Source organism: Geodermatophilus sp. URMC 62, from assembly GCF_052931475.1.
The window spans coordinates 3329674-3354875 of record NZ_JBRFHY010000001.1 but is presented as its reverse complement, the minus strand read 5'-3'; the positions used below and the strand labels follow the sequence as shown (position 1 = coordinate 3354875).

The 25202-nt window shown below is 72.4% G+C and carries 16 protein-coding genes, 1 tRNA gene and 3 pseudogenes; 11 read left to right on the top strand and 9 right to left on the bottom strand.

Translation table 11 applies throughout. The features are described 5' to 3' along the window. Positions 1 to 3 precede the first annotated feature (3 nt). From ACU616_RS16385 to ACU616_RS16360, 6 genes are read left to right on the top strand one after another with little or no spacing between them, the layout of a single operon-like run. Positions 4 to 387, top strand: a complete 384-nt coding sequence (locus ACU616_RS16385) for a GPW/gp25 family protein (protein ID WP_446759500.1) — start codon at positions 4 to 6, stop codon at positions 385 to 387. Further along, on the top strand, positions 387 to 3059 hold the full coding sequence (locus ACU616_RS16380) for a putative baseplate assembly protein (protein ID WP_446759499.1): 2673 nt from the start codon (positions 387 to 389) through the stop codon (positions 3057 to 3059). Before ACU616_RS16385 ends, ACU616_RS16380 begins: the two co-directional genes overlap by 1 nt. Further along, complete coding sequence (locus tag ACU616_RS16375; RefSeq protein ID WP_446759498.1) at positions 3056 to 6364, top strand: putative baseplate assembly protein; 3309 nt, start codon at positions 3056 to 3058, stop codon at positions 6362 to 6364. Before ACU616_RS16380 ends, ACU616_RS16375 begins: the two co-directional genes overlap by 4 nt. Continuing rightward, on the top strand, positions 6361 to 8604 hold the full coding sequence (locus ACU616_RS16370) for a hypothetical protein (RefSeq protein WP_446759497.1): 2244 nt from the start codon (positions 6361 to 6363) through the stop codon (positions 8602 to 8604). The genes ACU616_RS16375 and ACU616_RS16370 overlap by 4 nt, the downstream gene beginning before the upstream one ends. A 30-nt stretch (positions 8605 to 8634) precedes the next feature. Next, on the top strand, positions 8635 to 11838 hold the full coding sequence (locus ACU616_RS16365) for a DUF6519 domain-containing protein (protein ID WP_446759496.1): 3204 nt from the start codon (positions 8635 to 8637) through the stop codon (positions 11836 to 11838). Positions 11839 to 11854: 16 nt separating this feature from the next. After that, positions 11855 to 12400, top strand: coding sequence for a hypothetical protein (locus tag ACU616_RS16360; protein ID WP_446761540.1), 546 nt, complete (start codon positions 11855 to 11857; stop codon positions 12398 to 12400). Positions 12401 to 12793: 393 nt separating this feature from the next. Here the strand turns inward: ACU616_RS16360 and ACU616_RS16355 are convergent. Continuing rightward, positions 12794 to 13039: pseudogene (locus tag ACU616_RS16355) on the bottom strand (nitroreductase/quinone reductase family protein); the annotation flags it as partial. A 69-nt stretch (positions 13040 to 13108) separates the two neighbouring features. Between ACU616_RS16355 and ACU616_RS16350 the strand changes: the two are divergent. After that, complete coding sequence (locus ACU616_RS16350) at positions 13109 to 13576, top strand: tyrosine-type recombinase/integrase (RefSeq protein ID WP_446759495.1); 468 nt, start codon at positions 13109 to 13111, stop codon at positions 13574 to 13576. Positions 13577 to 13620: 44 nt separating this feature from the next. Further along, positions 13621 to 15063, top strand: a complete 1443-nt coding sequence (locus ACU616_RS16345; RefSeq protein WP_446759494.1) for a class I adenylate-forming enzyme family protein — start codon at positions 13621 to 13623, stop codon at positions 15061 to 15063. A 598-nt stretch (positions 15064 to 15661) separates the two neighbouring features. On the opposite strand, the pseudogene ACU616_RS16340 reads toward ACU616_RS16345, so the two are convergent. The 5 genes and pseudogenes from ACU616_RS16340 to ACU616_RS16320 form a co-directional block, all read right to left on the bottom strand. Continuing rightward, positions 15662 to 15901: pseudogene (locus ACU616_RS16340) on the bottom strand (transposase); the annotation flags it as partial. Between the two features lie 8 nt (positions 15902 to 15909). Next, on the bottom strand, positions 15910 to 16713 hold the full coding sequence (locus ACU616_RS16335; protein WP_446756502.1) for a transposase family protein: 804 nt from the start codon (positions 16711 to 16713) through the stop codon (positions 15910 to 15912). Between the two features lie 136 nt (positions 16714 to 16849). Further along, positions 16850 to 17833, bottom strand: a pseudogene (locus ACU616_RS16330) (IS256 family transposase); the annotation flags it as partial. A gap of 180 nt (positions 17834 to 18013) precedes the next feature. Continuing rightward, positions 18014 to 18250, bottom strand: a complete 237-nt coding sequence (locus ACU616_RS16325) for a hypothetical protein (protein WP_446759493.1) — start codon at positions 18248 to 18250, stop codon at positions 18014 to 18016. Continuing rightward, positions 18247 to 18438 (bottom strand): SRPBCC family protein, encoded by a 192-nt coding sequence (locus tag ACU616_RS16320; protein WP_446759492.1) that lies wholly within the window; start codon positions 18436 to 18438, stop codon positions 18247 to 18249. The genes ACU616_RS16325 and ACU616_RS16320 overlap by 4 nt, the downstream gene beginning before the upstream one ends. A gap of 297 nt (positions 18439 to 18735) precedes the next feature. Between ACU616_RS16320 and ACU616_RS16315 the strand changes: the two genes are divergently transcribed. Both ACU616_RS16315 and ACU616_RS16310 read left to right on the top strand, forming a co-directional pair. Further along, positions 18736 to 19779, top strand: coding sequence for an IS110 family transposase (locus tag ACU616_RS16315; RefSeq protein WP_446759491.1), 1044 nt, complete (start codon positions 18736 to 18738; stop codon positions 19777 to 19779). Between the two features lie 627 nt (positions 19780 to 20406). Further along, positions 20407 to 21312, top strand: a complete 906-nt coding sequence (locus ACU616_RS16310; RefSeq protein WP_446759490.1) for a site-specific integrase — start codon at positions 20407 to 20409, stop codon at positions 21310 to 21312. 130 nt (positions 21313 to 21442) lie between these two features. Here the strand turns inward: ACU616_RS16310 and ACU616_RS16305 are convergent. Then, positions 21443 to 21515, bottom strand: a tRNA-Asn gene (locus ACU616_RS16305). Between the two features lie 137 nt (positions 21516 to 21652). On the opposite strand from ACU616_RS16305, the gene ACU616_RS16300 reads away from it, so the two are divergent. After that, the gene (locus ACU616_RS16300) at positions 21653 to 21970 is read left to right on the top strand and encodes a hypothetical protein (protein WP_446759489.1); all 318 of its coding nucleotides are present in this window, start codon (positions 21653 to 21655) and stop codon (positions 21968 to 21970) included. A 28-nt stretch (positions 21971 to 21998) separates the two neighbouring features. Here ACU616_RS16300 and ACU616_RS16295 read toward each other — a convergent pair whose 3' ends face one another. Both ACU616_RS16295 and dnaG read right to left on the bottom strand, forming a co-directional pair. Next, positions 21999 to 22592 (bottom strand): hypothetical protein, encoded by a 594-nt coding sequence (locus ACU616_RS16295; RefSeq protein ID WP_446759488.1) that lies wholly within the window; start codon positions 22590 to 22592, stop codon positions 21999 to 22001. After that, positions 22589 to 25096, bottom strand: coding sequence for a DNA primase (dnaG, locus tag ACU616_RS16290; RefSeq protein ID WP_446759487.1), 2508 nt, complete (start codon positions 25094 to 25096; stop codon positions 22589 to 22591). Before dnaG ends, ACU616_RS16295 begins: the two co-directional genes overlap by 4 nt. Between the last annotated feature and the right edge of the window lie 106 nt (positions 25097 to 25202).

Genomic DNA, 25202 nt, shown 5'->3' with positions numbered 1-25202 from the left:
GGGGTGAGCGCAGCGATGGACCAGACCTTCTTCGACTTCCCCTACCACGTCGACGGGCGGGGTCGTACGGCCGAGACCGACCCGGCCGACCACGTGCGGGACCTGATCCACCAGGTGCTGTTCACGGCGCCGGGGGAACGGGTCAACCGCCCGGACTTCGGGTGCGGGATCGGCCAGCTCACGTTCATGCCGAACTCCGCCGCCCTCGCGGCAGCCACCCAGTTCCTCGTCCAGGGCTCGCTCAGTCGCTGGCTGGACGCGGTGATCGTCGTCCACCGGGTCGACGTCGTGGCATCGGACGAGAGGCTGACCGTCACCGTCGTCTTCTCCGACCGCCGCACCGGCGAGGAGCGCGAGGCACGTTTCCTCTCGCCCTGGCGGCCGTGATGAGCGCCTCCGCCGCCAGCGACGTCCTGCGGCTGCTCGGCCCCAGCTGCCGGGACGACGCCCGGCGCCAACTGCTGCTCGCCCGGGCCGCGCTGAACGGCATCGACCACGTCGAGTTCCGAGTCGTCGCCGGCGAGCCCGTGGTCTTCGTCCACTTCCTCCTGGACCTGCCGGCGGGCGCCTACGGGCTCCCGGTCGACCCCTCCCCCATCAAGGTCCAGGGGGGCACCAGGATCGTGCCCGTCCGGGTGGTGCGTGCGCGGATCGGGATCGACGCCAGGGTCCTCGAGGTGACCGTCGACCAGCAGGGTGACTTCTCCCCCTACCTCCTCACCATCGGCTGGAGCGGTGGACCTCCCGCGAGCTGGGCGTGGGCGTTCGACGGGCTCGACCGGCTCTTCTCCGTCGCGCCGGTCAACTTCCGGCCCGGCTGCCCGGTCGACTTCGACTGCGCGCCGCCGGACTCCTGCCCGCCCGACACGCTGCCGGAGCCCGCGCTGGACTACCTGGCTCGCGACTACGCCAGCTTCCGCCAGCTCCTCGTCGACCTCGTCGCCCAGAACACACCCGCGTGGACCGAGCGGGCCCCGGCCGACGTCGGGATGGCCCTGCTGGAATTGTTCGCCTACGAGGGCGACCACCTCGCCTATCTCCAAGACGCCGTTGCCAACGAGCCCTACCTCGACACTGCCCGCCAGCGGGAGTCGGTGAAGAGGCATGCGGGACTCGTCGACTACCGCATGCACGACGGCCGCAACGCCTGGACCTACGTCCACCTCGCCGTCGACGGGCACGGCGAGATCCCCGCCGGGGTCCAGCTCGTGACCCGGATCGCCGAGCCGTTGCGGTTCGATCGCGTCCCGGGGGCCACACCGCCGCCCCAGCCGGTCGCACCACCGGGGACGCAGCTGCACCCGCTCAGCGGCGTGGATGCTGCGGGTGAGCGGTTCGACGACCACGCGACGGACCCGGCGCTGGGCCACGTGCGGGTGTTCGAGACCGCCATGGCGGAGCGCGTGCACAGCGCGTGCAACGAGCTGCGGCTGCACACGTGGGGCAACGAGCGGTGCTGCCTGCCGCGGGGCTCGACGAGCGCACACGTCTACGCGGTCGATCCGGCCACGACCGCGGCCATCCGCCCGCCCCTGCGCGTCGGTGACCACCTGCTGCTGGAGGAGGTGCGCGGGCCGGACAGCGGTTCCCCGGCCGACGCCGACCCGGACCACCGGCAGGTGGTCCTGGTCGAGCGGCTCGTGCCGGATCCGACGGACCCTGCCGACCCCCAGGCGGACCTGATGCACGACCAGCTCTTCCGGGCTGCACTCGACCCGGGGTCCATGGAGCCGCGGCCCGCGGACGGGCCGTTACCGGTCGCGCAGACGCTGCCCCTCCTCGAGGTCACCTGGCGCGCAGCCGACGCGCTCACCTTCCCGCTGTCCCTCTCGGCCCAGCTCGCCGACGGGACCACGGTCAGCAGGGTGTCGCTGGCCAGGGGCAACATCGCGCTCGCGGACCATGGCCGGACGGTCACGGAGGATCACCGGTTCGACCCTCCCCACGGCGGTGAGCGCGCCCGGCTGCGGTTGCACCAGAGTCCCCTCACCATGCGCTGCCGCGCACCCGAAATGTCCTGCGACGTGCGGCAGGCGGCCCCCGCGATCGACCTCGTCGTGCAGCGATCGGCGGGTACCTCGGAGCGCTGGCGACCGGTCGTGGACCTCCTGTCCAGCGGTGAGCTCGATGCCGACTTCGTGGCCGACGTCGACGGCAGCGGCCGGGCGGTGCTCCGTTTCGGCGACGGCGAGTACGGTCGGCGGCTCCTGGACGCTGCGCGCATCACCGCCACGTATCGCATCGGCGTCGGCCGGGCCGGCAACATCGGGGCGGAGGCACTCGCGCACATCGTCGTGCCCTCCCCGCTGCCGGCCGGCTGGCCGCCGACCCTGGTGATCACCAGGGTCCGCAATCCCCTGCCCGCGCGGGACGGCGTCGACCCGGAGTCGCTCGAGGAGGTCCGCCAGGGCGCACCGGCCGCCTTCCGCTCGACGCAGTTCCGGGCCGTCACCGAGGAGGACTACAGCGCAGCGGCGTCGACGGTCCCCGGCGTGGCAGGCGCGGTGGCGAGCTTCCGCTGGACGGGGAGCTGGCACACGGTGCTCGTGGCCGTCGACCCGGCGGATCCGGGTCAGTTGTGGACGGACGCGCGCGGTGCCACCCGTCTCGCGCCGGCGCTGCGGGACGGCGTGCTCGACGTGCTCGACCGGTACCGCCTCGCCGGCTACGACCTCGAGGTCCGGGCAGCAACCTACGTGCCCCTCGACCTCGCCCTCCACATCTGCGTCGAGCCCGGGTTCTTCCGCGGCGACGTCGCCCGGGCCGTGGAGGTGGTCCTCACCGGCGTGCGACCAGGCGATGGCACCGGCCTGTTCGACCCAGGGAAGCTGACCTTCGGCCAGCCGGTCCACCTCAGCCGGGTGTACGCGGCGGCGACCGGGGTCGAGGGCGTCGAGTCAGCGCTGGTCACCGCCTTCCACCGGCACGGCCGGTCGCCGGCCGGCGAGCTGGAGCGGGGCGTGCTGCCCGTGGGCGCCTGGGAGATCGCGCGCCTCGACAACGACCCGAACCGCAGGGAGAGCGGGACCCTGACGATCACCGCGGCGGGTGGGTCATGAGCTGCACCTGTGGCTGCGGCGGGAGCTCGGGCGCCTGGCGCAGCGGGCAGCACGGCAACCGTCCGTGGCTGTCGTCCATCGACTACCGGCTCGGCACGTACGCGACCTTCCGGGAGGCCCTGCTCGACGAGCTCGCGCGAACCCCGCAACTGGCGCGTCTCCGGTCGCGCATCAGCGACGACTACTCGGTTGCCATGACCGAGATGTGGTCGGCGGTCGCGGACGTCGTCACCTTCTACACGGAGCGGATCGCGAACGAGGCCTTCCTCCGGACGGCGACCAGCCGGGACTCGATGCTGCGACTGGTCCGCGTGCTCGGCTACGAACCAGCCCGTGGCGTCGCCGCTACCAGCCGCCTCGCGGTCACCGCCGAGCCCGGCACGACGGTGACCGTCCCTCCAGGCACCCGCGTGCAGAGCGTGCCCGCGGAGGCCGAGCAGCCGCAGAAGTACGAGACCCTGCAACTGCTGGTCGCCGATGCCCGCCTGAACCGGCTTCGGGTCTTCCCCGCGCCCGTGCCGGTGGCGCCGACCGGTCGGAGCGCCACCCGGGGCGTCGCGGCCCCGGACGACGCCGCGGTCCGGACGGTCGCGGGCCTGTCCCCGGGGAACCAGGTCCTGCTCTACGCACCGGCGGCGATCGAGACCCTCACCGTCGCGCGGGTCGACGTGACCGACGACCTGGTGACGGTCGAGTGGTCCACACCCGTCAGCGGGGACGGGTACGACGAGGCAGCCGGTGCCGAGCAGCCGACCGTGCGCGCCCACCGCCTGGGGCGAACCTTCCACCTCTTCGGCTACGACGCCCCGCCTTCCTTCGTCGTCGCCCGGCAGAAGACCCCCGGCGACCCGGCGACGACGTTCCTCACGCAGGCCGTCACGGACTACTCCCTGCATGGCGACGGCACGACCGGCGACGCGATCTCCTTCGACCTCCGGGTCGACGACCTGCAGCCGGGCGCCACCCTCCTCGTCGTCTCGACCGCGGTCGGCGCGGTCCGCGCCGTCCCGTTCAGCGTCTCCGGCGTCGCCGAGCGACGGGTCACCCGCAATGCGTCGGTCGCCGGCGGGACGCCGGTAACGGCACAGACGGGACGGGTGACGCAGGTCGCGCTGACTCCGCTGGACACCGCCATCGAGGAGGGCAAGGGCCTGGAGCAGCTGCCGACGGGCGGGGACATCCGCGACATCACCGTCTACGAGCTGATCGGTGAGCCCCTGCGGCTGTGGCCGTACGCGTACCCGGACACCCTCACCTCCGGGACGGTCCTGCTGCCCGGCCGCCGGGCCGGCTGGACCTCGCTCGAGGTCGGACGCACCGTCGACGGGGGGCGGTACCGGCCGGGCACCGTGCTGGACGTCGCGGAGCTGTCCCCTGGGCGCGAGGTGCTGCTCCGGGACGCGGAGGGCGGGCAGCCGGTCCCGGCGACGGTCGAGGGCGGCACGCTCATCGGCTCGGACGTCGCCGTCGGCCCGGCCGGCGCCGACACCACCACCGTGGCGGCACTCGGACTCGACGCGGCGAGCGCACTCCCGGTGACCGTCCTCCTGTCCGGGCAGCTGGGAACCACCGTCGGCACCGAGCGGCTGGGCCCGCGGCTCCAGCTGTCGGTCCGGATCGGTGGGGTGGCGGTCGAGACCGTCACGCTGGCCGCCGCCACCGTCGGTGGCCGGACACCGGCCGAGCTCGCCGCAGCGCTCCAGGCGGCGATCCGCGGGTCGCTGTCGGGGTCACCGACGTTCGCACACGCGAGGGCTTGGGCCGTGGCGGACTCGATCGCGGTCGTCGCCGGCATCCCGGGCGACCCCGTGGAGTGCGGGCCGTCCCCGGCCGACGGGCAGACCGTCGTCGGCCTGGGTCTGGACCCGGGTCGGGCCCGGTTCACCGACGGCGTGCTGTCGCGACCGGTCACCTCGCTGCCGGGCACGCGGGTCACCGGGGACGTCGAGGTCCGAGTCGGCGTCGACCCGCCGGCGGTGCACCACCTCGACGTCGCCGTCGTGGACCTCCCCGGCCTCGCCGGTGCCCTCGCCGCAGCACTGGAGCTCGTCGTGACGGTGATCGACGACCGCCTCCTCCTGCTGCCACCGGTCCCCCGGCACGAGGGCCGCTCGTGGTTGCGGTTGTCGCTCGCGCCCGGTGCACCGGTGATGCTGAGCCGTGGGTCGGCCGAACTCCTGGGCAACATCGTGCCGGCGAGCCACGGCGAGACGGTCCGATCGGAGATCCTGGGCGACGGCGACGCCTCCCGGGCGTTCCAGCGATTCACGCTGAGGAAGAAGCCGGTCACGTTCGTCCCGGCCGCCGTCCCGGGGGGCGTCGCGACGTCGCTCCTGCTGACCGTCAACGGGGTCACCTGGCGCGAGGTGGGGTCGCTGTACGCGGCCGGGCCCGTGGACCAGGTCTTCACGACGCGGCTGGCCGACGACGGCACGATGACGGTCCAGTTCGGGGACGGTACGACGGGGGCGCGGTTGCCCACCGGTCGCCAGAACGTCGTGGCGACCTACCGCCAGGGGATCGGCGAGGCCGGACGGGTGCGGGCCGGGACCCTGACGACGCTCCTCGACCGGCCGACCGGGCTGAAGAGCACCATCAACCCCCTGCCCTCCGACGGTGGTGCAGACCCGGAGCCCCTGGACCGTGCCCGCGAGGCTGCCCCCGGCACCGTTCGCACCTTCGGCCGGGCGATCTCCCTCCGCGACTTCGAGGACTCAGCCCTGACCGGCGGAGAGATCGCCAAGGCCCGGTCCGCCTGGGTCTGGGCGGGCCGTTGCCGGGTCGTCCACGTCACGGTCGCGGGCCACGGCGGGGCCACCTTCTCACCGGACGGCCTGGCCCGGCTCGCGGCGACACTCGACGCGGAGCGCGATCCCAACCACCCGCTCCTGATGGGCAACTACACGCCCGTCGCCGTCGTCGTCGCCGGCTCGGTACGGGTCGACCCCCGGTACGTCGGCGAGGCCGTCCGCGACGCCGCCCGGACGGCCCTCCTCGAGGCGCTGTCCTTCGAGCGCCGCGAGTTCGCCGCACCGCTGCACCTGAGCGACGTCTACTCGATCCTCCAGGACATCGAGGGTGTCCAGGCCGTCGACATCGACCGGCTCGACCTCAAGAGCAGTGACCCGGCGTTCCGGTCGGCCCACGGGGTCGACGACAGCCGGCCCCAGCCGCACGCCCGGCTGCTCATGCTGCCCGCGCGCTGGGGCGGCGGCTCGGGCGTGGTCCTCCCCGCCGAGCTGCCCCGGATCGAGGTCCCAGCGCTCGACGTGACGCTGCGTGCGATCGGAGGCGCCCTGCCGTGAGCACTGTCCCGGGGAACCCGGACCGGCTGTACGAGCTCCTACCGGCGGTGTACCGGATCGCCGACGCCGACAACGACGAGCAGCTGCGGGCGCTGCTCGCGCTGGTCAACCGCCAGGCCGACGACGTCCGAGCGGATCTCCAGCGGCTGTGGGACGACTTCTTCATCGAGACCTGTCAACGCTGGGTCGTGCCCTACATCGGGGACCTCGTCGGCAACGTCCCGCTGCACGACCTGGACAACGCCACCGCCGCCTCGACCGCGCAGTCGCTCTTCCCCGATCTGGCCGGACCCGACCTCGCGTACCCCAGCCCCATCCGGCTCCGGGCGGACGTCGCCAGGACCATCTACTACCGGCGTCGGAAAGGGACCCCGGCGGCGCTCGAGGAGCTGGCCGGGGACGTCACCGGCTGGGGCGCACGAGCGGTCGAGTTCTTCGCGCTGCTGGACTGGACCCAGCACCTCGGGCACCTCCGGCCGCAGTGCCACGGTCATCCGGACCTGCGCTCCGTCGAGGCCTGCGACCGGATCCACGGGCCGTGGGACACCGCCACGCACACCGCCGACGTCCGCGCCCTCACCGGGGTCGAGGGCTGGTACGGCATCGACCACATCGGGTTCTTCCTGTGGCGGCTGAAGGCCCAACCCCGGACGGCGACGGTCCCCCGGAGGATCGCCGGGACCACGTGGCGCTACACGTTCAGCCCGCTCGGCCAAGACGTACCGCTGTTCTCCGCCGGCGACGGCGAGCCCACCGGGGCCGGTCGTGCCACCGAGCTGAGCATCGACGCCCCGATCCGGCCGGCCGCGTTCTCCAACGACCTCTCTGAGTTGTCGTCACCACGGCCGGCTCCGCCGCCGCCCGCACCGCCGCCAGCTCTCCGGTCGTCCTCCTTCTACGGCCCGGAGGGATGCGCCCGGCTGATCGTCTCCGTGAACGGTGAGCCGGTCCCCGCGACCGACATGTATTGCACGAACCTCGAGCACTGGGAGGGCCTGCCCCGGCCCACCGGGCCCCGGATCGGCATCGACGTGGCCCGCGGCCGGCTGGTCCTGCCCGAGGACCGCGACGGAGGGGAGCTCAGGGTCACCTGGTGCGAAGGTTTCAGCGCCGACCTCGGCGGCGGCGAGTACGCCCGTGGCAAGTGGCTCGCCCGCACTCCGGCGCCGGTCCTGGTGTCGGGTGGCGGGAACGCGCTCGAGACGGCCATCGCCGCGCGGGCGCCGGCTCCAGCGACGGTCATCGAGGTCACCGACGCGCTGTCCTACGACCTCGTCGCCGCCATCACGCTCGCCGCGGGCGAGGCGCTCACGATCCAAGCCGCGGACGGGGTTCGCCCCCACGTGCGTCCACCGAGCGGGTCCGTCACCGTCGGGACGGCGGGCCCCGGGGCGTCGCTGAGCCTGAACGGGCTGCTGGTGGAGGGCGGCCTGCGGATCGACGGGGACCTAGACGTGCTCCGGGTCCTGCACAGCACCCTGGTGCCGGGCCGGTCGGTGGCGCAGGAGCTCACCCCCCGGCCGACCGGGCCGAGCCTCGTGGTCGCCCCCGGTGCGGCCGGAGCCCGGCTCAACACGCGCCTGGAGGTGCAGCTCGCGTTCAGCATCGTCGGTGCCCTGCAGATCCCGGCGCACGTCACGCGGCTGTGGCTGCTGGACTGCATCGTCGACGGCATCCTGGCCGATGGTGCACCGAAGGGCGTGGCGGTCTCCGATGCCGGGAACGCCAGCGGCCCGCCCGCGCACGTCGAGCGGTCGACGCTCTTCGGCACCTCGCGTTTCGCCGAATTGCAGTTCGCCAGCGAGTCCGTCTTCACCGGCAGGGTCGACGTGGACCGGCTCCAGTCGGGATGCGTCCGCTTCTGCTACCTGCCTCCCGGTTCGGCCACGCCGCAGACGTACCGGTGCCAACCCGCGCTGGAGATCCGGCGGCAGATCGACCAGCGCAAGAAGGACGCCGCCGCCTCCGGTACCGCGTTGCCCGCCTCGTGGGAGGGCGCGCTGGAGGCCCGGATCGGTCAGTGGCTGCGACCCGGTTTCGAGTCCCAGAAGTACGGGCGGCCGGACTACGCGCAGCTGCGTGGACTCTGCCCGGCCCAGATCAGGTCCGGCGCGGAGGACGGTTCCGAGATGGGCGTCTTCTGCCTGCTCAAGCAGCCGCAGCGGGAGGCGAACCTGCTCCTGCGCCTCGAGGAGTACCTGCCGATCGGCCTGGAGGCCGGCTTGGTCTACGTGACTTGACAGCTCGCACCGCGACGAGGAGGAGCCACCATGGCCGGCGACCGCACCCGGTACACCTTCCAGCCCGCCAGGGGTTTCAGCGGCGTCCACCACCAGCAGGGACGGGTCAGCCTGGACTCCGACCACAACGAGTTCGAGGAGATCCTCGACCGGCGCGACCGGGCCGAGACCTACGACACCGTCGGGGCGGGGGTGGTGCCCGCGACGACGCCGACCGGATTCGAGATCGGAGTCGCCAGCAGCGGCGAACTCACCATCGGCATCGGACGCGCGTACGTCGACGGCGTGCTCGCGGAGTGCTTCGGCGACCTCGGCACGGCCGCGACCAACGGCTACGACCCGCACCTCGGCAACGTGGTCGGGTCCGGTCCGGTCAGGTACGCCGAGCAGCCGTTCGCCTACGCGTCCGGGTTCCCGTCGATCTCCCCCACCGCGGGGCACGTCAACCTCCTCTACCTCGACGTCTGGCAGCGGGACGTCACGGTGCGCGAGGACCCACGCCTGCTCGACCCCGCCCTCGGCGGCCCGGACACCACCACGCGGGTGCAGACCGCGTGGCAGGTCAAGGCGCTCGCGAACGTGACCGCCTCCGGTTGCACAGCACCCCTCGCAGCATGGGACGAACTGGTGGCACCCCCCACGGCCCGGCTGACGGGCACGACCACTCCCGCGCCTCCGGCCGTAGGGCCGTGCACCGTCCCGCCCCAGGCCGGCTACACCGGTCTCGAGAACCGGCTCTACCGGATCCAGATCCAGACGTCGGGCGCGCTGGGCGACACTCCGAAGCCCCAGTTCACGTGGTCCCGGGACAACGCTTCGCTCACGGCGAGCGTGCTGTCCATCACCGCCGTGTCCGCGACCGAATCCGTCATCGAGGTCGACTCGACCGGCCGGGACTCCTGGATGCGCTTCGAGACCGGCCAGCACATCGAGCTGCTCGACGACGCCGTCGAGTTCGCGATGCGCGAGACCGGCCGCGGCGGTGAGCTGGTGAAGATCCTCGACGTCGAGCACGCCACCCGCAGGATCCGCGTCGACGGGGACCTGTCCGTCTTCTCCGTGGTCCAGGACCGGAACCCCCGCATCCGGCGCTGGGACACCGAGCACCCGGACGACGAGGCGCTGCTCGACGTGAGAAACGGTGTCCCGACGCCGCTCGAGTTCGGCATCAGCGTCCAGTTCGGCAACGCCGACACCGACACGGTGCGCGCCGGGGACTACTGGGTGTTCGCCGCACGGACCGCCGAGGGGACGATCGACGCGTTGGTCGACGAGCCTCCGCGGGGGATCCTGCACCACTACACCAGGCTCGCCCTCGTCACCTCCGGCCCCACTCCGTCGGTGGAGGACTGCCGCACGTCATGGCCTCAGCCGTGCGGCGGTGACAGCTGTGGGTGCGACGCCTGTGTCACGGTCGAGTCGCACGACTCCGGCAGCCTGACGATCCAGGACGCCGTCGACCAGGTGACCGCCGCCGGAGGTGGCACGGTCTGCCTGGGCCCCGGTTCCTACCGGCTCGGGACGGGCGTCGTCATCGAGGAGGCGTTGTCCCTCCGCTTCCGTGGAGCGGGGAACCGTACGGTCCTCCGGCTCACAGGGGACGGACCGGCGCTCAGCGTCCAAGGCTCGGTCGACGTGGTGGTCCGCGACCTCGCCATCGTGGCCGAACGGGAAGCGGAGTTCGGTCAGCACGCGGTGGTCCTCTCCGACGTGGCCGCGGTGACCCTGGAGCGACTGACCGTCGTCGAGGACCCGACTGCACTGCTGCAGTTCATCGATGGCGGATCGCCGGACCGATCACACGGTGCGGCCGTCGCGCTGCGCGGCCTGGTGATCCGGACGACGGTCACCGGCTGCCTGCTGGCCGGAGGGGCCGGCCTGGCCGCACTTCCGTCGACGGGGAAGGCCGTCGACGACCACCTGGTGACCGCCGACCTCGTCTGCGACGACGACGTCCTCGTCGGCACCCGGATCGGGATCCTGCTGGGCGATCGTCCCGACACATCGACCCTGGTGCACCTCGACCGGACGATGGTGACCGCGAACTCCCTGTACGGCTGCGCCGAGGCCGGCCTCGTCCTGGCCGGCGAGGTCGTGGCCGGCCGCGCGATCATCCGGGACAACACGCTGGCGACCATGGGCGACGGGATCGTCCTCGCCACCGACCGCACGACGGTCGAGGGCAACACCGGCACCCGTCTCCCCGGCGAGCGGGCGAAAGGCGGCGATCGCGGCATCGTCCTGACACGCGGAGGAACCGGTCAGCTCCGCGACGTCCGGATCGCAGGCAACGCCGTGTCCGGCTACTCGGGCTACGGAGTCGCCATCGACGCCGACGTGGAGCACCTCACGGTGGTCGGCAACACCGTCGCCCAGTGCGGCGGCGGCGTCGTGATGTCCTTCGAGAGCTCGGCACGCGACGTGCGCGTCATGGACAACGCCATCGAGGACGTCGCGCGCACGGGCGGGACCGAGGCGTACTCCGTCGGCGTCGCGCTGGTTCGAGCCACCGACGGGCAGATCGTCGGCAACCGCGTGACGGGCGTCGGCCTCGAGGACCGGGAGAACACGTGGCGCCTCGGGATCGTGACGGTCGCCTGCGAGTCGGTCCGGGTGAACGGCAACGTCGTCGGCGACGTCGGCCCCCCCGAGAGCCCGGCGTTCACCGCCGGGATCGCATCCACTCCGTGGTTCGCGCGCCTCGACGTGCTGGACAACGCGGTGCGCCAGCGCGAGGAGGAACAGGCAGCTGAGGTCTTCTGGGCCGCACTGCTGGTTGCGAACCTGGAGGAGGCGCCGTGGGGCGAGCACGTCGTCCGGGGCAGCCGGTCGATCTTCTGGTTGTCGAGGTCCTCCATCCGGTCGGTCCGAACGCGAGAACAGACCGCCTCCCTGGGCGTCCGCGGCAACGTGCTGGAGTCGGCAGGCGTCAACCCGACTGCGGCCGTCTCCGAGGTGGACATCCTCTCGTTCGACGAGAACCGTTGCTGGCAACGAACCTCGCCGAAACCCTCCGTCGTCGATCTCCACGCCGGGTCCATCGCGCTGACCTCGAACCACGTCCGGGGACCGCGGGACGACGAGGCCGTCGCGATAGCGGCCGAGCTGTTCGACATCAGCATCAACCAGGAACCGGCCATCACCGCGATCGGCAACATCACCAACGGATCGATCACCGTGAACGGTGGCTCCCTGTCCCCGCCGTGGGACGCACTGAACATCCGCCTCAGCTAGTGCGAAGGAGACGACCATGCGCGTCGCACGGTTCCACGGCGAGAAGACGCTCGACGACCTGGTGGCGCGGCTGTACTCCTTCGGGGAGACCGGCACGACACCGGCCGAGGCAGGACGGCGTCTGCTGTCCGCCAACCCCCACCTCCGCGTGACGAAGTCAGGGGTGATGCGTGAACGCCTGGAGCACGGCACGGTGATCGCCGTGCCAGACGTGGACGGCGCTCCCTCCACCGAGGCAACGGAACGGATGGACGACGCCATGGCCGAAGCACTGCACCGACAGATCGCGGGCATCGTCACGCGGGTGGGACTCCAGCTCGATGCCGGTCGGCAACCGGTAAGGGACGAGCTCAAGACGACGCTGCAGCTCATCGAGTCGGACGAGGTCCACCAGGCAGCGAAGCAAGACCCGGAGGTGGCAGCGAGACTGGACCGGACCCGGGACGAGGCACTGGCCGCCCTCACACGTCTGGACGCAGCGGCGGACAGGGAGCGGAGGGCGCTCGAGATGTCCCAGCAGGCGGCCGAGCGCCTCCTGAAGCTCCTCGCCCGCCGGGGATGACGGAACCCCTTCCCTGGTCGAACGTCGGCCCGTCCATCCGCCTTCCGCCAGGATTTCCGGATCGGGTCTCACTCCTGGACGGCCGAGGCCCCTCGGAGACGGGTGAGGGGCCTCGTGGTCACTGACCGCGGGGCCTCCGTTCCTTGATGACCCGTCGGTAGGTCCATGCATCGCATTCGTGGAAGGAGCCCGCTGCCCCCTTCGGCTCCCCGAATGCCGACAAGCCACCGGTCCGGCGGCCACGTCCCGGACCGTCCCCACGAGGAACGCGTCACCTGGCGGGGCCACCGGCTCCAGCACCACGAACGGATCGCCCGCCGTGACCGTCACCCGCGGGAAGGTGGCCCGATAGGCGGCGACCGCGTCCTCGTGGTCCGGGTTTCCGGGGTACAGCAGCCGGGCGCGACAGGCCAGGTCCCTCCCGTCCCGCCGGACGGTGACGTCGCGGGGGCCGCCCGCCAGGTTCCGCCACCACCTCTTGCCGGCTGCGCCGCCGACGAGGACGACCAGGCCGTGACCGGCCAGCGCGGTCATCACCGGCAGCTCGTGTCGCCGGCCGGTGCGCCGCCCGGTGTAGGCCAGGACGACGAGGTGTGGGCCGACCAGGCGGTACCCCGGACCGCGCGAGAGGGCGCGCACGACCGGGTTCACGAACCGGTTGCGGACCGCCACGGCCGGCGTGCTCACCCGATCAGCCGCTCGAGCGCGGTGGCGGACCGGGTCCGCCCGTCGCACGTCGAGGGCTGGATCGTCGAGCTCCGCCGCAAGGGCCTGGCCGAGTCGACGGTCCGCTCGGCGTACACGATCCTGCGGGCCGTATTGGACACCGCCGTCCGTGACGGTGCGCTGGCGGCCAATCCCGCAGCCGCCATCCGGCGACCTCGGGTCACGGCGAAGGAGGCGCCGCACCTGACGCCTGCTCAGGTCGCTGAGCTGCTCCGCGCGGCCGACGGCAGCCGCTACGCGCCGCTCTTCGCCCTCCTCGTGCACACCGGCCTACGCCGCGGCGAGGCGCTCGCGCTGCAGTGGTCGGACGTCGACCTGGTCAAGGGCATCCTCCGGGTCCGCGGCACCCTGGCGAGGATCGACGGTGAGCTCACGGTCACCGAGCCCAAGACCGCTAGGTCGAAGCGCTTCGTCCCGATCTCCGAGCCGGCCGAACGGCTGCTCCGCTAGGTCCACGCCGCCCAGGCGGAGGAACAACGGCTGGCCGGCTCGGCATGGCGGCGGACGGGCTTCGTCTTCACCACCGAGTTCGGCGAGCCGTGCGATCCCCGCAACGCCTGTTGAAGAACTCGTGGAGCTTCGTCGCCACCTTCTTCGGCTGCGCCAAGGCCGGTCTCGTCGCCTTGCCGGTCAACCTCATGCTCAGCCCCGAGGAGGTCGCCTGGCTCTTGACTGACTCCGGTACGCGCACGGTCGTCGCTGACCCGGCCTCCCTGTCACTCCTGGAGGCGGTGCTGCCGCTGGTTCCCGCCCTCACCACGGTGGTGCTCACCGGCGACGACGCCCCTGCCGAACTGGCCGGCCGCTCGGTGCTGCGCTGGGACGATGTCGCCGCTGACCCGACACCGCTGGAAGTCGTCGTGCAAGACCGGGACACGCTGCACTGCATGTACACGTCGGGGACGACGGCACGGCCGAAGGGAGTCCTGACCAGCCACCTGGCCGTGTACGTCGCCGCGTTGAGCAACGCCATCCAGATGGGGCACCCCCGCGGTGACGAATCCTCCGTCCTGCTCAACGTGCTGCCGCTGTTCCACATCACGGCACTCGACACGCTGGTGGTGCCGGTGCTGCTCACCGGAGGAACGGTGGTCCTGCAGCAGGGCTTCGAGCCGGACGGCTTCCTGGACCTCGTCGAACGCCATTCCGTCACCCATCTGGTGCTGCTGCCCATGATGTACGGCGCACTGCTGGCCAGCCGCGGGATCGTCGGCCGCGATCTGACCTCGGTGCGGTTGTGCGTCTACGCCATGGCACCGCTGCCACAGGAGCGGATCGCACAACTGGCCACGACCTTCCCCAATGCCAGGGTGCTGCTCGGCTCGGGACAGACCGAGTGCGTCCCGGGGACCGTCTTCCAGTGGCCGTCCCACCAGGAAACCAAGGCCGCCTCCTGGGGGCCACCCACGACGACGGTCGACGCCCGCATCATGGACCCGACCGGCCGGCTGGTGCCGCCGGGCCAGACCGGCGAGATCGTCTACCGCGGCCCGCACGTGATGAGCGGCTACTGGAACAACCCGGCCGCCAACTCCGTCGCGTTCGCGCACGGCTGGCTGCACAGCGGCGACGTCGGGCACCTCGATGCCGAAGGGGTCGTCTGGTTCACCGACCGGGTCAAGGACATCATCAAGACCGGCGGGGAGAACGTCTCCTCCGTCGAGGTCGAGCGGGTCCTGGTCAGCTCCCCGGAGATCACCGAGTGCGCGGTCGTCGGCCTACCGGACGACCGCTGGGGCGAAGCTGTGACCGCCGTCGTCGTGCCTGCTGACCCGGGCGTTGATCCGCAGGCCCTGACCGAGCGACTGCTGTCGCACTGCCGCGAACACCTCGCCGGATTCCAGGTGCCCAAGCGGATCCACGTCGTGACGGTGATGCCGAAGACAGCGACCGGCAAGATCCAGAAGGCCGACCTCCGCGAACAACTCCAGACCTGATCGGCGGCCTTGTCAGAAGTGGCGCGGCCTGCCGAAGTGCAACTGCTGCGTCAGATGGCGCCTTCGCCATTCCCATCGGGAGCGCCACCGGTATCCGATCCTGATCAGGGGCGGCGGCCGCCTCGCCGTGGGAGCGGACTCCGCGGCCCAGGCCGATTGCGTGATCTTGTCCGAGCGGCTCGCTACGTTCCGACCATGTCCACGAAGCCGCGCACACCGCGCCCCACTCCCCCAGCAGAAGACGCCCGTGGGACGGCTCCCACATCTGAGGGCGGAAGTCCCCCTTCGAACACCGATAACGGATCCACGGTCGTTCCGTCAGCCGCCTGAGCGGGCTCCATCGACGACGGGGGCCGTGCGCGGACGACAGACGAAGCCAGTTGCAGCTCGGACTGCGACCACGCTGGTCAGCTGCTGCGCACCCCCTCAACCGGCGAAACTCGATCTGCGGTTTCCGATTCCGTCGACGTCCGCTCACCGACCGCGACGCACTCGACGCCGACGTCGGGCCACTGGCAGAGGCGCGTGTGGAGGAGACGGGTGACGTCCCGCTGAGTGGTGGATGTAGTCCTCACCGTGTCGGTCAGCGGTGTGGTGACTATGACGCGATCAGGGCCGGCTGCGCCACCTCCCTGGCCGGGTTCAGCTGGGCCATGGAGCCTTCGGAGAGGTAGCGGCGGTCGGAGACCTGCCATTCATCGTGCGCCTCGACCAGCACCGCACCGGCGAGGCGGAGCAGGGCCTCGGGATTGGGGAAGACCCCGACGACGTCGGTGCGGCGCTTGATCTCCTTATTCAGCCGCTCCAGCGGATTGGTCGACCAGACCTTCTTCCAGTGAGGTTTTCTCACCTGGTTCCGCGGTCGAGTGAGGTGAGCACCAATGCGGCAGCTGCGATTGCGCCGATGCGGTGCGGGCTGACGGTGACCCGGTCGAGGGCGCGCCAGCGGCCGAGCAGGGCGTGACCGCGTTCGGTGGGCGCGCGCAGCGCGATGATCAGGGAGTTGTAGCAGCGGTTGTCGGTGTGCAGCGGCCCGTCAGGCTGGTGCTTGACCGGCACGTGCACGCCGATGCCGGCGCCGGTGTAGCCCTTGTCGGCCAGCACGGGCAGCCCCCGGGCGGCGTGCGGATACAGCGCCGGCAGCACCAGCTCGCGGGCCGCGGTCAGATCGTGGGTCGAGCCGGGGCGGACGTCAGAGACCCACAGCGGAAAGCCGCTGGGGTCGCACAGGACCTGCACGCTGCCGCCGAAGGCATGGTGCTTGCCGGAGTACCACAGGTGATGGCCGCGCTCGGCGCGGACGGCAACCCGGTCGGTGGGGACCAGGGTGCCGTCCAGACACACGAAGGACAGCCCGGCGGCGTGGGCGCGGTTCAGGACGTCGTCGAGCTCAGGAGCGCGCGTGGCGATCACATCCAGCGCCTCGTGCAGATAGCGGTAGGCGGTGGCGATGCTCAGCCCGGCCTGGCGAGCGAGCGTGCGTAGGTCCAGTCGGTGGCGCAGCCAACGCAGCGCGAGGACGACCTGGACGTGCACCGTGCCCGCCCGCTGCGCCGGGCGGGATCCGGGCCGCCGACGGTGCTGGGCGATCCAGCCGGTCACCGCCTTCAACACCGCGGTGGACACATCCAGGCTGGCACGATGAGACACAGCGGGCTCCCGGGGAAGTGGAGATCGGCCTTTGGCGAGACGATCTTCATCCCGGGAGCCCGCGCCCTCCTCCACAACCTCGACTGCGACCAGCGACGACGCCAATCAGGCCGTCAAGCCTGGTGAGAAAACCTCAGTGCGCGACCGGGAACGCCGTGAAGGCGAGCAGGTCCTCGGCGGCCTCGCGGAGCATGGCTTCGACCTGCGGGAACTGGCGGCCCAGCATGCCGGCGATGACGTCGAGCTGGGAGCGCACGTGTTCGGCGTCGGGCTGGGCGAAAATCGTGCGGATCGCCGCAGCCACCATCTCGGCGTTGCCCTTGGGCACCCGCGCCAGGACGTTGCGCATGAAGTGCACCCGGCACCGCTGCCAACTGGCGCCGAGCAGCACCGCGCCGATCGCGGCCTTCAGCCCGGTGTGCGCGTCGGAGATGACCAACTGGGTGCCGGCCAGCCCGCGGGCCTTCAGCGAGCGCAGGAACGCCGTCCAGAACGCCCCGTCCTCCGAATCGCCGACGGCGAAGCCGAGCACCTCACGGTGCCCGTCGGCAGCGACCCCGGTGGCGATGACCACGGCCTGGGAGACCACCCGCCGGTTGACCCGGGCCTTGCAGTAGGTGGCGTCCAGGAACACGTAGGGGAACGCCTGCTCGGCCAGGCTCCGGTCGCGGAACGCGGCCACCTCGGCGTCGAGGTCGGCGCAGATTCGACTGACCTCGGACTTGGAGATCCCCGAATCGGCACCGAGGGCCTTGACCAGGTCGTCGACCTTCCGCGTGCTCACACCATGCAGGTAGGCCTCCATGACCACCGCGAACAGTGCCTGATCGATCCGCCGGCGCCGCTCCAGCAGCGAGGGGAAGAACGACCCGGCGCGCAGCTTGGGGATCCGCAGCTCCAGATCACCGGCCGTGGTGGCCAAGATGCGTGACCGGGAGCCGTTGCGCTGGGCGGTCCGGGCATCCGTGCGCTCATGCGGCGCCGCCCCGATCACCGCGGTGAGTTCGGCCTCGATCAACGCCTGATAGATCGTGGTGGCCGCGGCGCGGATCCGGTCGTCGACTTCGGCGGCCTTCAGTGCGTCGAGCACCTCGAGCAGGGCAGACTGGTCCAGGGCCATCGTGTGCTGTGTCCTTCCGCGAGAACCATTGGCGTGGTCTCGCTGACCATCACACGATGGCCCCCTCGCGTGGTCCTTCATGCGAGCGGTGACCTGGACTTACACCACCAGCGGGGACATCACCAGGAGACGCCGGCCTGACGGGCGGTTGGCCGTGGGCGACTTGCGCACGGCCGAACGTCACACGCGCCCCTCGCTCCTGGCCTTGATCCCCCCGGCCTCGGCGGTCAGGTAGCGCTCGGTCAGGCGGCGGTAGAACCGTCCCACCACCACACCCACCGGCCCGGCCTGCTCCACCGCCAGCGTCACACGCGTGCCGCCGGTGCCGAGTTCCTCGAGCAGGTGTCGAGCGGTGGTGCGGACTCCCGGGCCGGTGGCCACCCAGGTGAACGAGCGGCTTGGCTCGAGCCTGGTCACCACGTACTCGGCCGGGGAATCCGGGGCTGCGCCACCCGGACCCGGGACCCCACGGCCAGCGGCCCGTCGTCGAGGCGGCGCACCGAAGTCACCGTCGGCGTCCACTCCGGCCACCGCTCGACCTCGCGCAGCACCTCCCAGACCCGCCCGACCGGGGCCTCGACGTCGATCGTCGTGCTCTGCTCCACCGGGCCATCCTGCTCCCGGCCGCTACCGGAGAAGGACCAAGATCATGTGCCACACACCTCTTGCACCTCAGGTTGGATGGGTCTTGCCCCGGCATCGACGGGGTCCGCGCCGCCGTCGGGAAGGCTCGATCTTTTGCTGCCCGGCTCCCGGGTCGAGGCTCTGTTGAGTGGGTGCCTCCCGGCGGCGGTTCCAGTCCGGGCAGCTGACGCTCGATAGAGGCGTGGGGACGCCAGCGTGGTCCCTTGAGGTGCTCGCGCTCTGCCCGGCGGCGGTCGACATCGGGAGCGGAGGCTCGGGTGTTCGCAGGAATCGACAGCCACAAGGACACGCTCGCGGTGGCGGTGATCGACGCCGCCGGGCGGACGGTCACCGTCCGGCAGGTGGCCAACGAACCGGCCGGCTTCACCGTCCTGGCCGCCCTGGTCGCCGAGCACGCGGTCGTGCGGGTCGGTATCGAGGGCTCGGCCAACTTCGGCTGGGCCGCCGCCATGCACCTGGTCGCCGCCGGCGCGACGGTGGTGGAGGTGCCTCCGCTGATGACCTCCCGGGAACGCCAATCCCGGCCCGGGCAGGGCAAGACCGATCCGGTCGACGCGGTCGCCATCGCCCGGATCACCGCCCGGGAGACATTCCTGCCGCCGGTGCGGCCGATGGACGGGCTGCCCGCCGAGCTGCGGGTGCTGATGGACTACCGCGAGCAGCTCATTGACGAGCGGACCGCGCTGGCCAACCGGATCCACGCCGATCTGGGCTGGCTGCGCCCGGGCTACCAGCGCAAGCTGCCCCGGCTCACCCAGCCGGCGCACCTGCAGGCAGGACTGGCGCTCCTGGAGAACGACCAGAGCATCCGAGCCTCGGTGACCCGCCACCGGCTGCACCGGATGGTCGAGATCAACGCCGAGCTGGCCGACCTGCGCACCCAGATCACCGCGCTCGTGCAGCAGTCGGGCACCACGCTCACGGGCATCTACGGCATCGGGATCCTCGTCGCCGCGCGGATCCTGGCCGAGGTCGTCGACGTTCACCGCTATCCGACCCGGCACACCTTCGCCGCCGCGAATGGCTCCGCGCCGATCCCGGCCTCCTCCGGACGCACCGTGCGCCATCGCCTCAACCGCGGCGGCAACCGCCAGCTCAACCGCGCGCTCTACACGATCGCGATCACCAAGATCCGCGCCGACACCGAGGGCCGCGCCTACTACGAACGCAAACGCGCCGAGGGCAAGACCAGCCGGGAGGCGCTGCGCTGCCTCAAGCGCCGGCTCTCCGACGTCGTCTACCGCACCCTGCGGGCCGACCAGGCTGCCGAACAGCCCGTGCCGATCCCCGCCGCGGCCTGACGGGCGGTGGACGTGAGGCCGGCATATGGGACACGGCTCTAGGGCCTCAGCCGGCTGCGTGGCAGGACTTCCAGTCCCTCTCCCGCTCTTCGCCTGAGCCTGACTCCCACGCCCACCGCAGCCCTCAACGTAGAACTCCGGCGGCCCTAGACATAGAGGCCCATGATCGGAACGGAAACGGACGCAAGACGGGCATCCTTCCGCCGTCCACAACGGCGACTGGAGAAGAACTGCAGAAGTGTCCGGACCCTGCGAGGCATGGACCCGCAAGCCGCCCTGCGCAAGCTCCCGGCTCCGTCCCCAGATCTCGAGGTCGGCCCCCGAACCGGCCCGCTCCCCACGCAGCCTTCCCGTGACCGGGCGCCCGGTGCGCCCCGGTGGCAGGAAGGGGACATCGTGGGAAGGCCGCCGCTGGCCGTGGGGACCTTCGGGCAGATCCGCCTCGAGGCGCTCGGAAGGCACCGCGTGCAGGCCAGCGCCAGCTTCCGCGACGCTGATGGCCGTCGGCGTCAGGTCGTCCGCACCGGGCCCACCCGCGCGCAGGCCGAGCGCCGGTTACGCGAAGCCCTCCGTGACCGCGCCACCGCCGGCTCCCCTCCCCTACCGGCAGACAGCCGACTCAGCGCCATGGCCACTCTCTGGCTGGCCGACGTCGATGCCAGCGACCTCGCCTCCGGCACCAAGCGCCTGTACCGCTTCGTGGCCCACTCCTACGTCCTGCCCGGCCTCGGCGAGCTCCTGCTGCGCGAGCTCACCGTCGCCGCCGTCGATCGGCTGCTCACCACGGTCACCGCTGACCACGGCCCGGCCGCGGCCAAGTCCACCCGAAGCGTGCTGTCGGGCATTCTCGGGCTCGCCGTCCGCCACGGACTGCTGGCCACCAACCCGGTCCGCGACGCACCAGCACGGCGCACCGGCCGCAGCGCGGGACGCCCACGCGCGCTGAGCGTCGAGGACGTCGACCTCCTGCGCGCCCGGCTGGCGGCCGACGCCACCGCGGTGCGCCGGGACCTGCCCGACCTCGTCGACTTCCTCCTCGGCACCGGCCTGCGCATCGGCGAGGCTTGCGCCCTCCGCCCTACCGATGTCGACCTCGCGGCCGGCACGCTGACCGTGACCGTCATCCGCGAGCCCGGTCGAGGGCTGCTCATCCAGGACGCGCCCAAGACCGGAGCCGGGCGGCGCACCATCCCGCTGCCGTCGCGGACCGTCGAGCTGCTCCGCCGGCGCATTGCCGCCATCCCGTCTCGCGAGGGCGACCCGGTGGTCTTCCCCAGCCCGAACGGTCACCTGCGAGACCCCAGCAACACCAGCGGCGACCTCCGCCAGGCCCTGGACCGAGCCGGCCTGCCTTGGGTCACCTCGCACACGTTCCGCAAGACCGTGGCCACCCGGCTCGACGACGCCGAGCTGTCCGCCCGGCAGATCGCCGACCACCTCGGCCACAGCCGGCCCAGCCTCACCCAGGACGTCTACCTCGGCCGCGGCACCGCCAGTCCCCGCACGGCGGCGACCATCCGCCGTGCCCTGTAGCGATCAGCAGCGAGGGGTTCCCATGGCTGGCGACGACGCCGGGCGACCCCAAAGTTGGGGGTTTACATCGAGTAACGCGATTGATGGTCGGCGCATCGCGCCACCGACGAGGCGCTTACCAGGAACTTTGCTCCCCCGATTGGACTCGAACCAATAACCCTGCGATTAACAGTCGCATGCTCTGCCAATTGAGCTACGGGGGACGGGCGGGCCGGACCCGCGCGCCCGTCGAGAGTACCCCAGGCGCTCCCCGTGTCCCGCGCAGGCTCCCGTCGCGGGGTGCCGCGCGTCGCCGTAGCGTGATCACCCGGCCGTTCCCGTCCCGATCCCGGAGGTCCCCGTGGCCAAGTTGTCCTTTCTCGTCGGCTTCGGCGCCGGCTACGTGCTCGGCGCCCGGGCCGGTCGTGAGCGCTACGAGCAGATCCGTGGCCTGTGGTCCGACGCCAAGGACAACCCGCAGCTGCAGGGCCTGGCCGGCATGGCCCAGGCGCGCGCCGACGACGTCGTCAGCTCGGTGAAGTCCAAGATGGGCCGCGACGCCGAGCCCACGGGCAGCGCCGGCGCGCGCAGCACGGGCACCACCACGACGCCGCCGGCCACGGCCACCAGCTCCCCCGACGTCACCGCGCTCCCGGTCGACCCGCCGCCCATCGCCTGAGCGGCCGGCACGGGCCGGCCGGGCGACGTCAGTCCGGCCGGTCCGCCGCGACGGCCTCGGCGAGCCGGCGGCGGGCGGCCTCCCGCGCCTCCGGGTCCCCGCGGTCGGTGTCGTCGTCGAAGACGACCGTCCACTCGCGCGCGGCCTGACCGGGCACCCGCCGCGCCACCAGCACCACTCCGCCGCCAGTGGGCAGCGGGGTGCGGCGGCTGGCCACCACCGTCTCGTCGACCCGCCGTCGCACCACGGCGGGCAGGTCGCCGGCGTCGGTGAGCGCGTACCGCTCGGCGGGCGCGCGCGCCTGGACGCCCGGCTCCACCTCGGTCAGCGCGGTCACGGTGAAGCTGCCGCCGCCGTCGTTGGTCGCCGCCCAGCGGGCCGACCCGATCTCGTGCCACCGCAGCACGCCCACGTCGGCCGCCTCGTCGAGCGCCAGGCCCGCCGGCACCACCCGCAGCCCGCGGCTGGTGGCCACCAGCCAGCCCTGCCCGCGCACCAGCTCCCCCCAGGCCAGCACCCGCTCGTCGGGGTCGGCTCCGGAGCGGTGGCCGGCCAGGACGACGGCGCGCACCGGCTCGGGCGGTCGGGTGAACCGGCGGCGCAGCTGGTCCAGGGGGTTCACGCCAGCCCGCCGATCGCCCGTTGCCGCAGCGAGATGGCCTCCTGCTCCAGCGCCATCAGCCGTGAGAACGCACGCATGTACTCGTCCCCCTGCTCGACCGGGTTCATCCGCTGCAACCGGGCCTTGAGCGCGGTCACCTGCCGGACCGTGGCCATCTCCTGCAGCCGGGCCAGCACCGCCGACACGTAGCCGGCGTCGGCCTCCCCCACCGACCTCAGCGGCTCCACGGCGAGCGCGGTCAGCATGGCGCGGGCGGTCTCGCGGTCGCAGTGCGCGGCCACGAGGTCGAGCCACTCGGGGCCGGTGACCCTCGCGGCCGCCGCTCCCCCGGTCCTGGCCACCGCCGCGGCGACGGCGGCGTAGTCGGGATCGGTGTAGGACTCCGGCGGCACCGCGTCGAACGACGGACCGGCGATCTCGGGCACCTGCAGCGCCGCCTTGACCGCCTCGCGCTCGACGGCGATCGCGGCGTCGTCCGGCGTCCGCTTGGGCACCCGCGGCCCGGAGCGTGACGGCGCCCTCCCCTCACCGGTGACCCGCCGCACCCGCTCGAGCACCTCGGCCTCGTCGGTGTCGCCGATCAGGCCGGCCAGCCGCCGGGCGTAGGCCGGGCGCAGCGCGTGGTCCTTGACCTGGGCCAGCAGCGGCGCCGTCCGGTCGAGCGCGGCGACCCGGCCCTCGACGGTGTCGAGGTCGTAGTCGGCCAGCGTGGTGCGCAGGACGAACTCGATGAGCGGCGTCCGCCGGGCCACCAGGTCGCGGACTGCGGCGTCGCCGTGCGCCTGGCGCAGCTCGCAGGGGTCGCGGCCGTCGGGCTCGACGGCCACGAACGTCTGCGCGACGAAGCGCTGGTCCTCCTTGAACGTCCTCATCGCGGCCGCCTGGCCCGCGGCGTCGCCGTCGAAGGTGTAGACCACCTCGCCGCGGAACTCGTCCTGGTCCATGAGCAGCCGGCGCAGCACGCCGATGTGCTCCGCGCCGAAGGCGGTCCCGCAGGACGCGACCGCCGTCGTCACCCCGGCCAGGTGGCAGGCCATAACGTCGGTGTAACCCTCGACGACGACGGCCTGGTGCCGCTTGGCGATGTCGCGCTTGGCCCGCTCGATCCCGTAGAGGACGGTGCTCTTCTTGTACAGCGGCGTCTCGGGGGTGTTGAGGTACTTCGGGCCCGGGTCGTCGTCCATGAGCTTGCGGGCGCCGAAGCCGATGACGTCGCCGGTGATGTCGCGGATGGGCCACACCAGCCGGCGGTGGAAGCGGTCGATGAGCGTGCCGCGCGAGGACTCCTTGGCCAGCCCCGCCGTCACCAGCTCCTGCTGGCCGTAGCCCCTGCCGCGCAGGTGGCGGGTGAGGGCGTCCCAGCCGGCGGGGGCGAACCCGCAGCCGAAGTCGACGGCGACCTGCCGGTCGAAGCCGCGGTCGGCGAGGAACTGCCGGGCCGGGGCGGCCTCGGGGCTGCGCAGCTGCTCGGCGTAGAACTCGGCGGCCGCGGTGTTGGCCGCGACCAGCCGCGCGCGCTGCCCGGCCTGCGCGCGGTCAGGCGCCCCGGTGGGCCGGCCGCCGTCGTCCTCGTACTTCAGGTCGATGTTCGCCCGAGCGGCCAGCCGCTCGACGGCCTCGGTGAAGCTCAGGTGGTCGATCTGCTGGACGAAGCTGATGACGTCGCCGCCGGCGCCGCAGCCGAAGCAGTTGCCGGTGAGGATGCCGTCCTCGAGCGTGAACGCGTGGGTGCCGGGGACCTCGGCGCAGTAGACCTCCTCCACCCGGTCGCTCCACTCGACCGACCGGACCACCCAGCTCCTCCCGCGGTGCCTGGCCTCGGAGTGCTCCCAGGCCGTCCGGAGCAGCGCCGGCTCGAGCGCCGACGCGGTGGGCGAACGCAGGTCGGCGCGGGGCTCGGGCACCCAGCGCGCCACCTCGGCCTCTTTGCGCCCGAGCAGCGTGGCCACCGCCCGCCGCGTCGACCCCGGGCCACCGGCCGGCGTGAGCGCGGCGACGGGCGGGACCGGCCGGGCCCCCGTGACCGACGACGCCAGCCGGTCGCCCGGCAGCAGGTCGCGGGTGACGGTCTCGCGCCGGCCCTGGCGCCCGGGTCCCGACAGGACGAACCACCGGTGCTCGTCGGTGGCGAAGAGCTCCTTCTCGCGCCCGTTCCGGGTGACGACGATCCGCATCAGCCGCTGGACGCCGTAGGAGCGGAACGGCGCCGCCACCCACCGGCCGTCACCGCCGAGGACCCGGACGGTCCGGCCGGCGAGCCCGGCGATCGGGACGACGCCGTCCTGAGTGAGGACGCCGGTCTCCCCCGCGAGACAGTGGAAGAGGTTGCGCGCGGGCGTGACGTGGAACGACGGCGACTTTTCGTCGTGGAACGGGCACAGGCCCTTGAGGCTGCCGCCCCCGGCGCGCTTGAGCTGCAGGTGCTCGCCGACCACCTCGTCGATCCGGCTGCGCTCGCGCACCAGCGCGATGTCCGCCGCTCGGATGCGTCCCCGGCCGGCCATGGGCCTCCTCCGTCGTGCTGCCTGCGCAGGACGCCGGTGCGCGCCCCGCACCGATCATCCACCGTCGGGACGAGCGCAGCGGCGACCGTCCCCAGCCCGGGTCCCG

What these genes read in the sequence shown, in the direction of transcription:
- ACU616_RS16380 (WP_446759499.1), top strand. Translation starts at nt 387, where the DNA reads ATGAGCGCCTCCGCCGCCAGCGACGTCCTGCGGCTGCTCGGCCCCAGC.
- ACU616_RS16375 (WP_446759498.1), top strand. Translation starts at nt 3,056, where the DNA reads ATGAGCTGCACCTGTGGCTGCGGCGGGAGCTCGGGCGCCTGGCGCAGC.
- ACU616_RS16365 (WP_446759496.1), top strand. Translation starts at nt 8,635, where the DNA reads ATGGCCGGCGACCGCACCCGGTACACCTTCCAGCCCGCCAGGGGTTTC.
- ACU616_RS16360 (WP_446761540.1), top strand. Translation starts at nt 11,855, where the DNA reads ATGCGCGTCGCACGGTTCCACGGCGAGAAGACGCTCGACGACCTGGTG.
- ACU616_RS16345 (WP_446759494.1), top strand. Translation starts at nt 13,621, where the DNA reads ATGGCGGCGGACGGGCTTCGTCTTCACCACCGAGTTCGGCGAGCCGTG.
- ACU616_RS16310 (WP_446759490.1), top strand. Translation starts at nt 20,407, where the DNA reads ATGGCCACTCTCTGGCTGGCCGACGTCGATGCCAGCGACCTCGCCTCC.
- dnaG (WP_446759487.1), bottom strand. Translation starts at nt 25,096, where the DNA reads ATGGCCGGCCGGGGACGCATCCGAGCGGCGGACATCGCGCTGGTGCGC.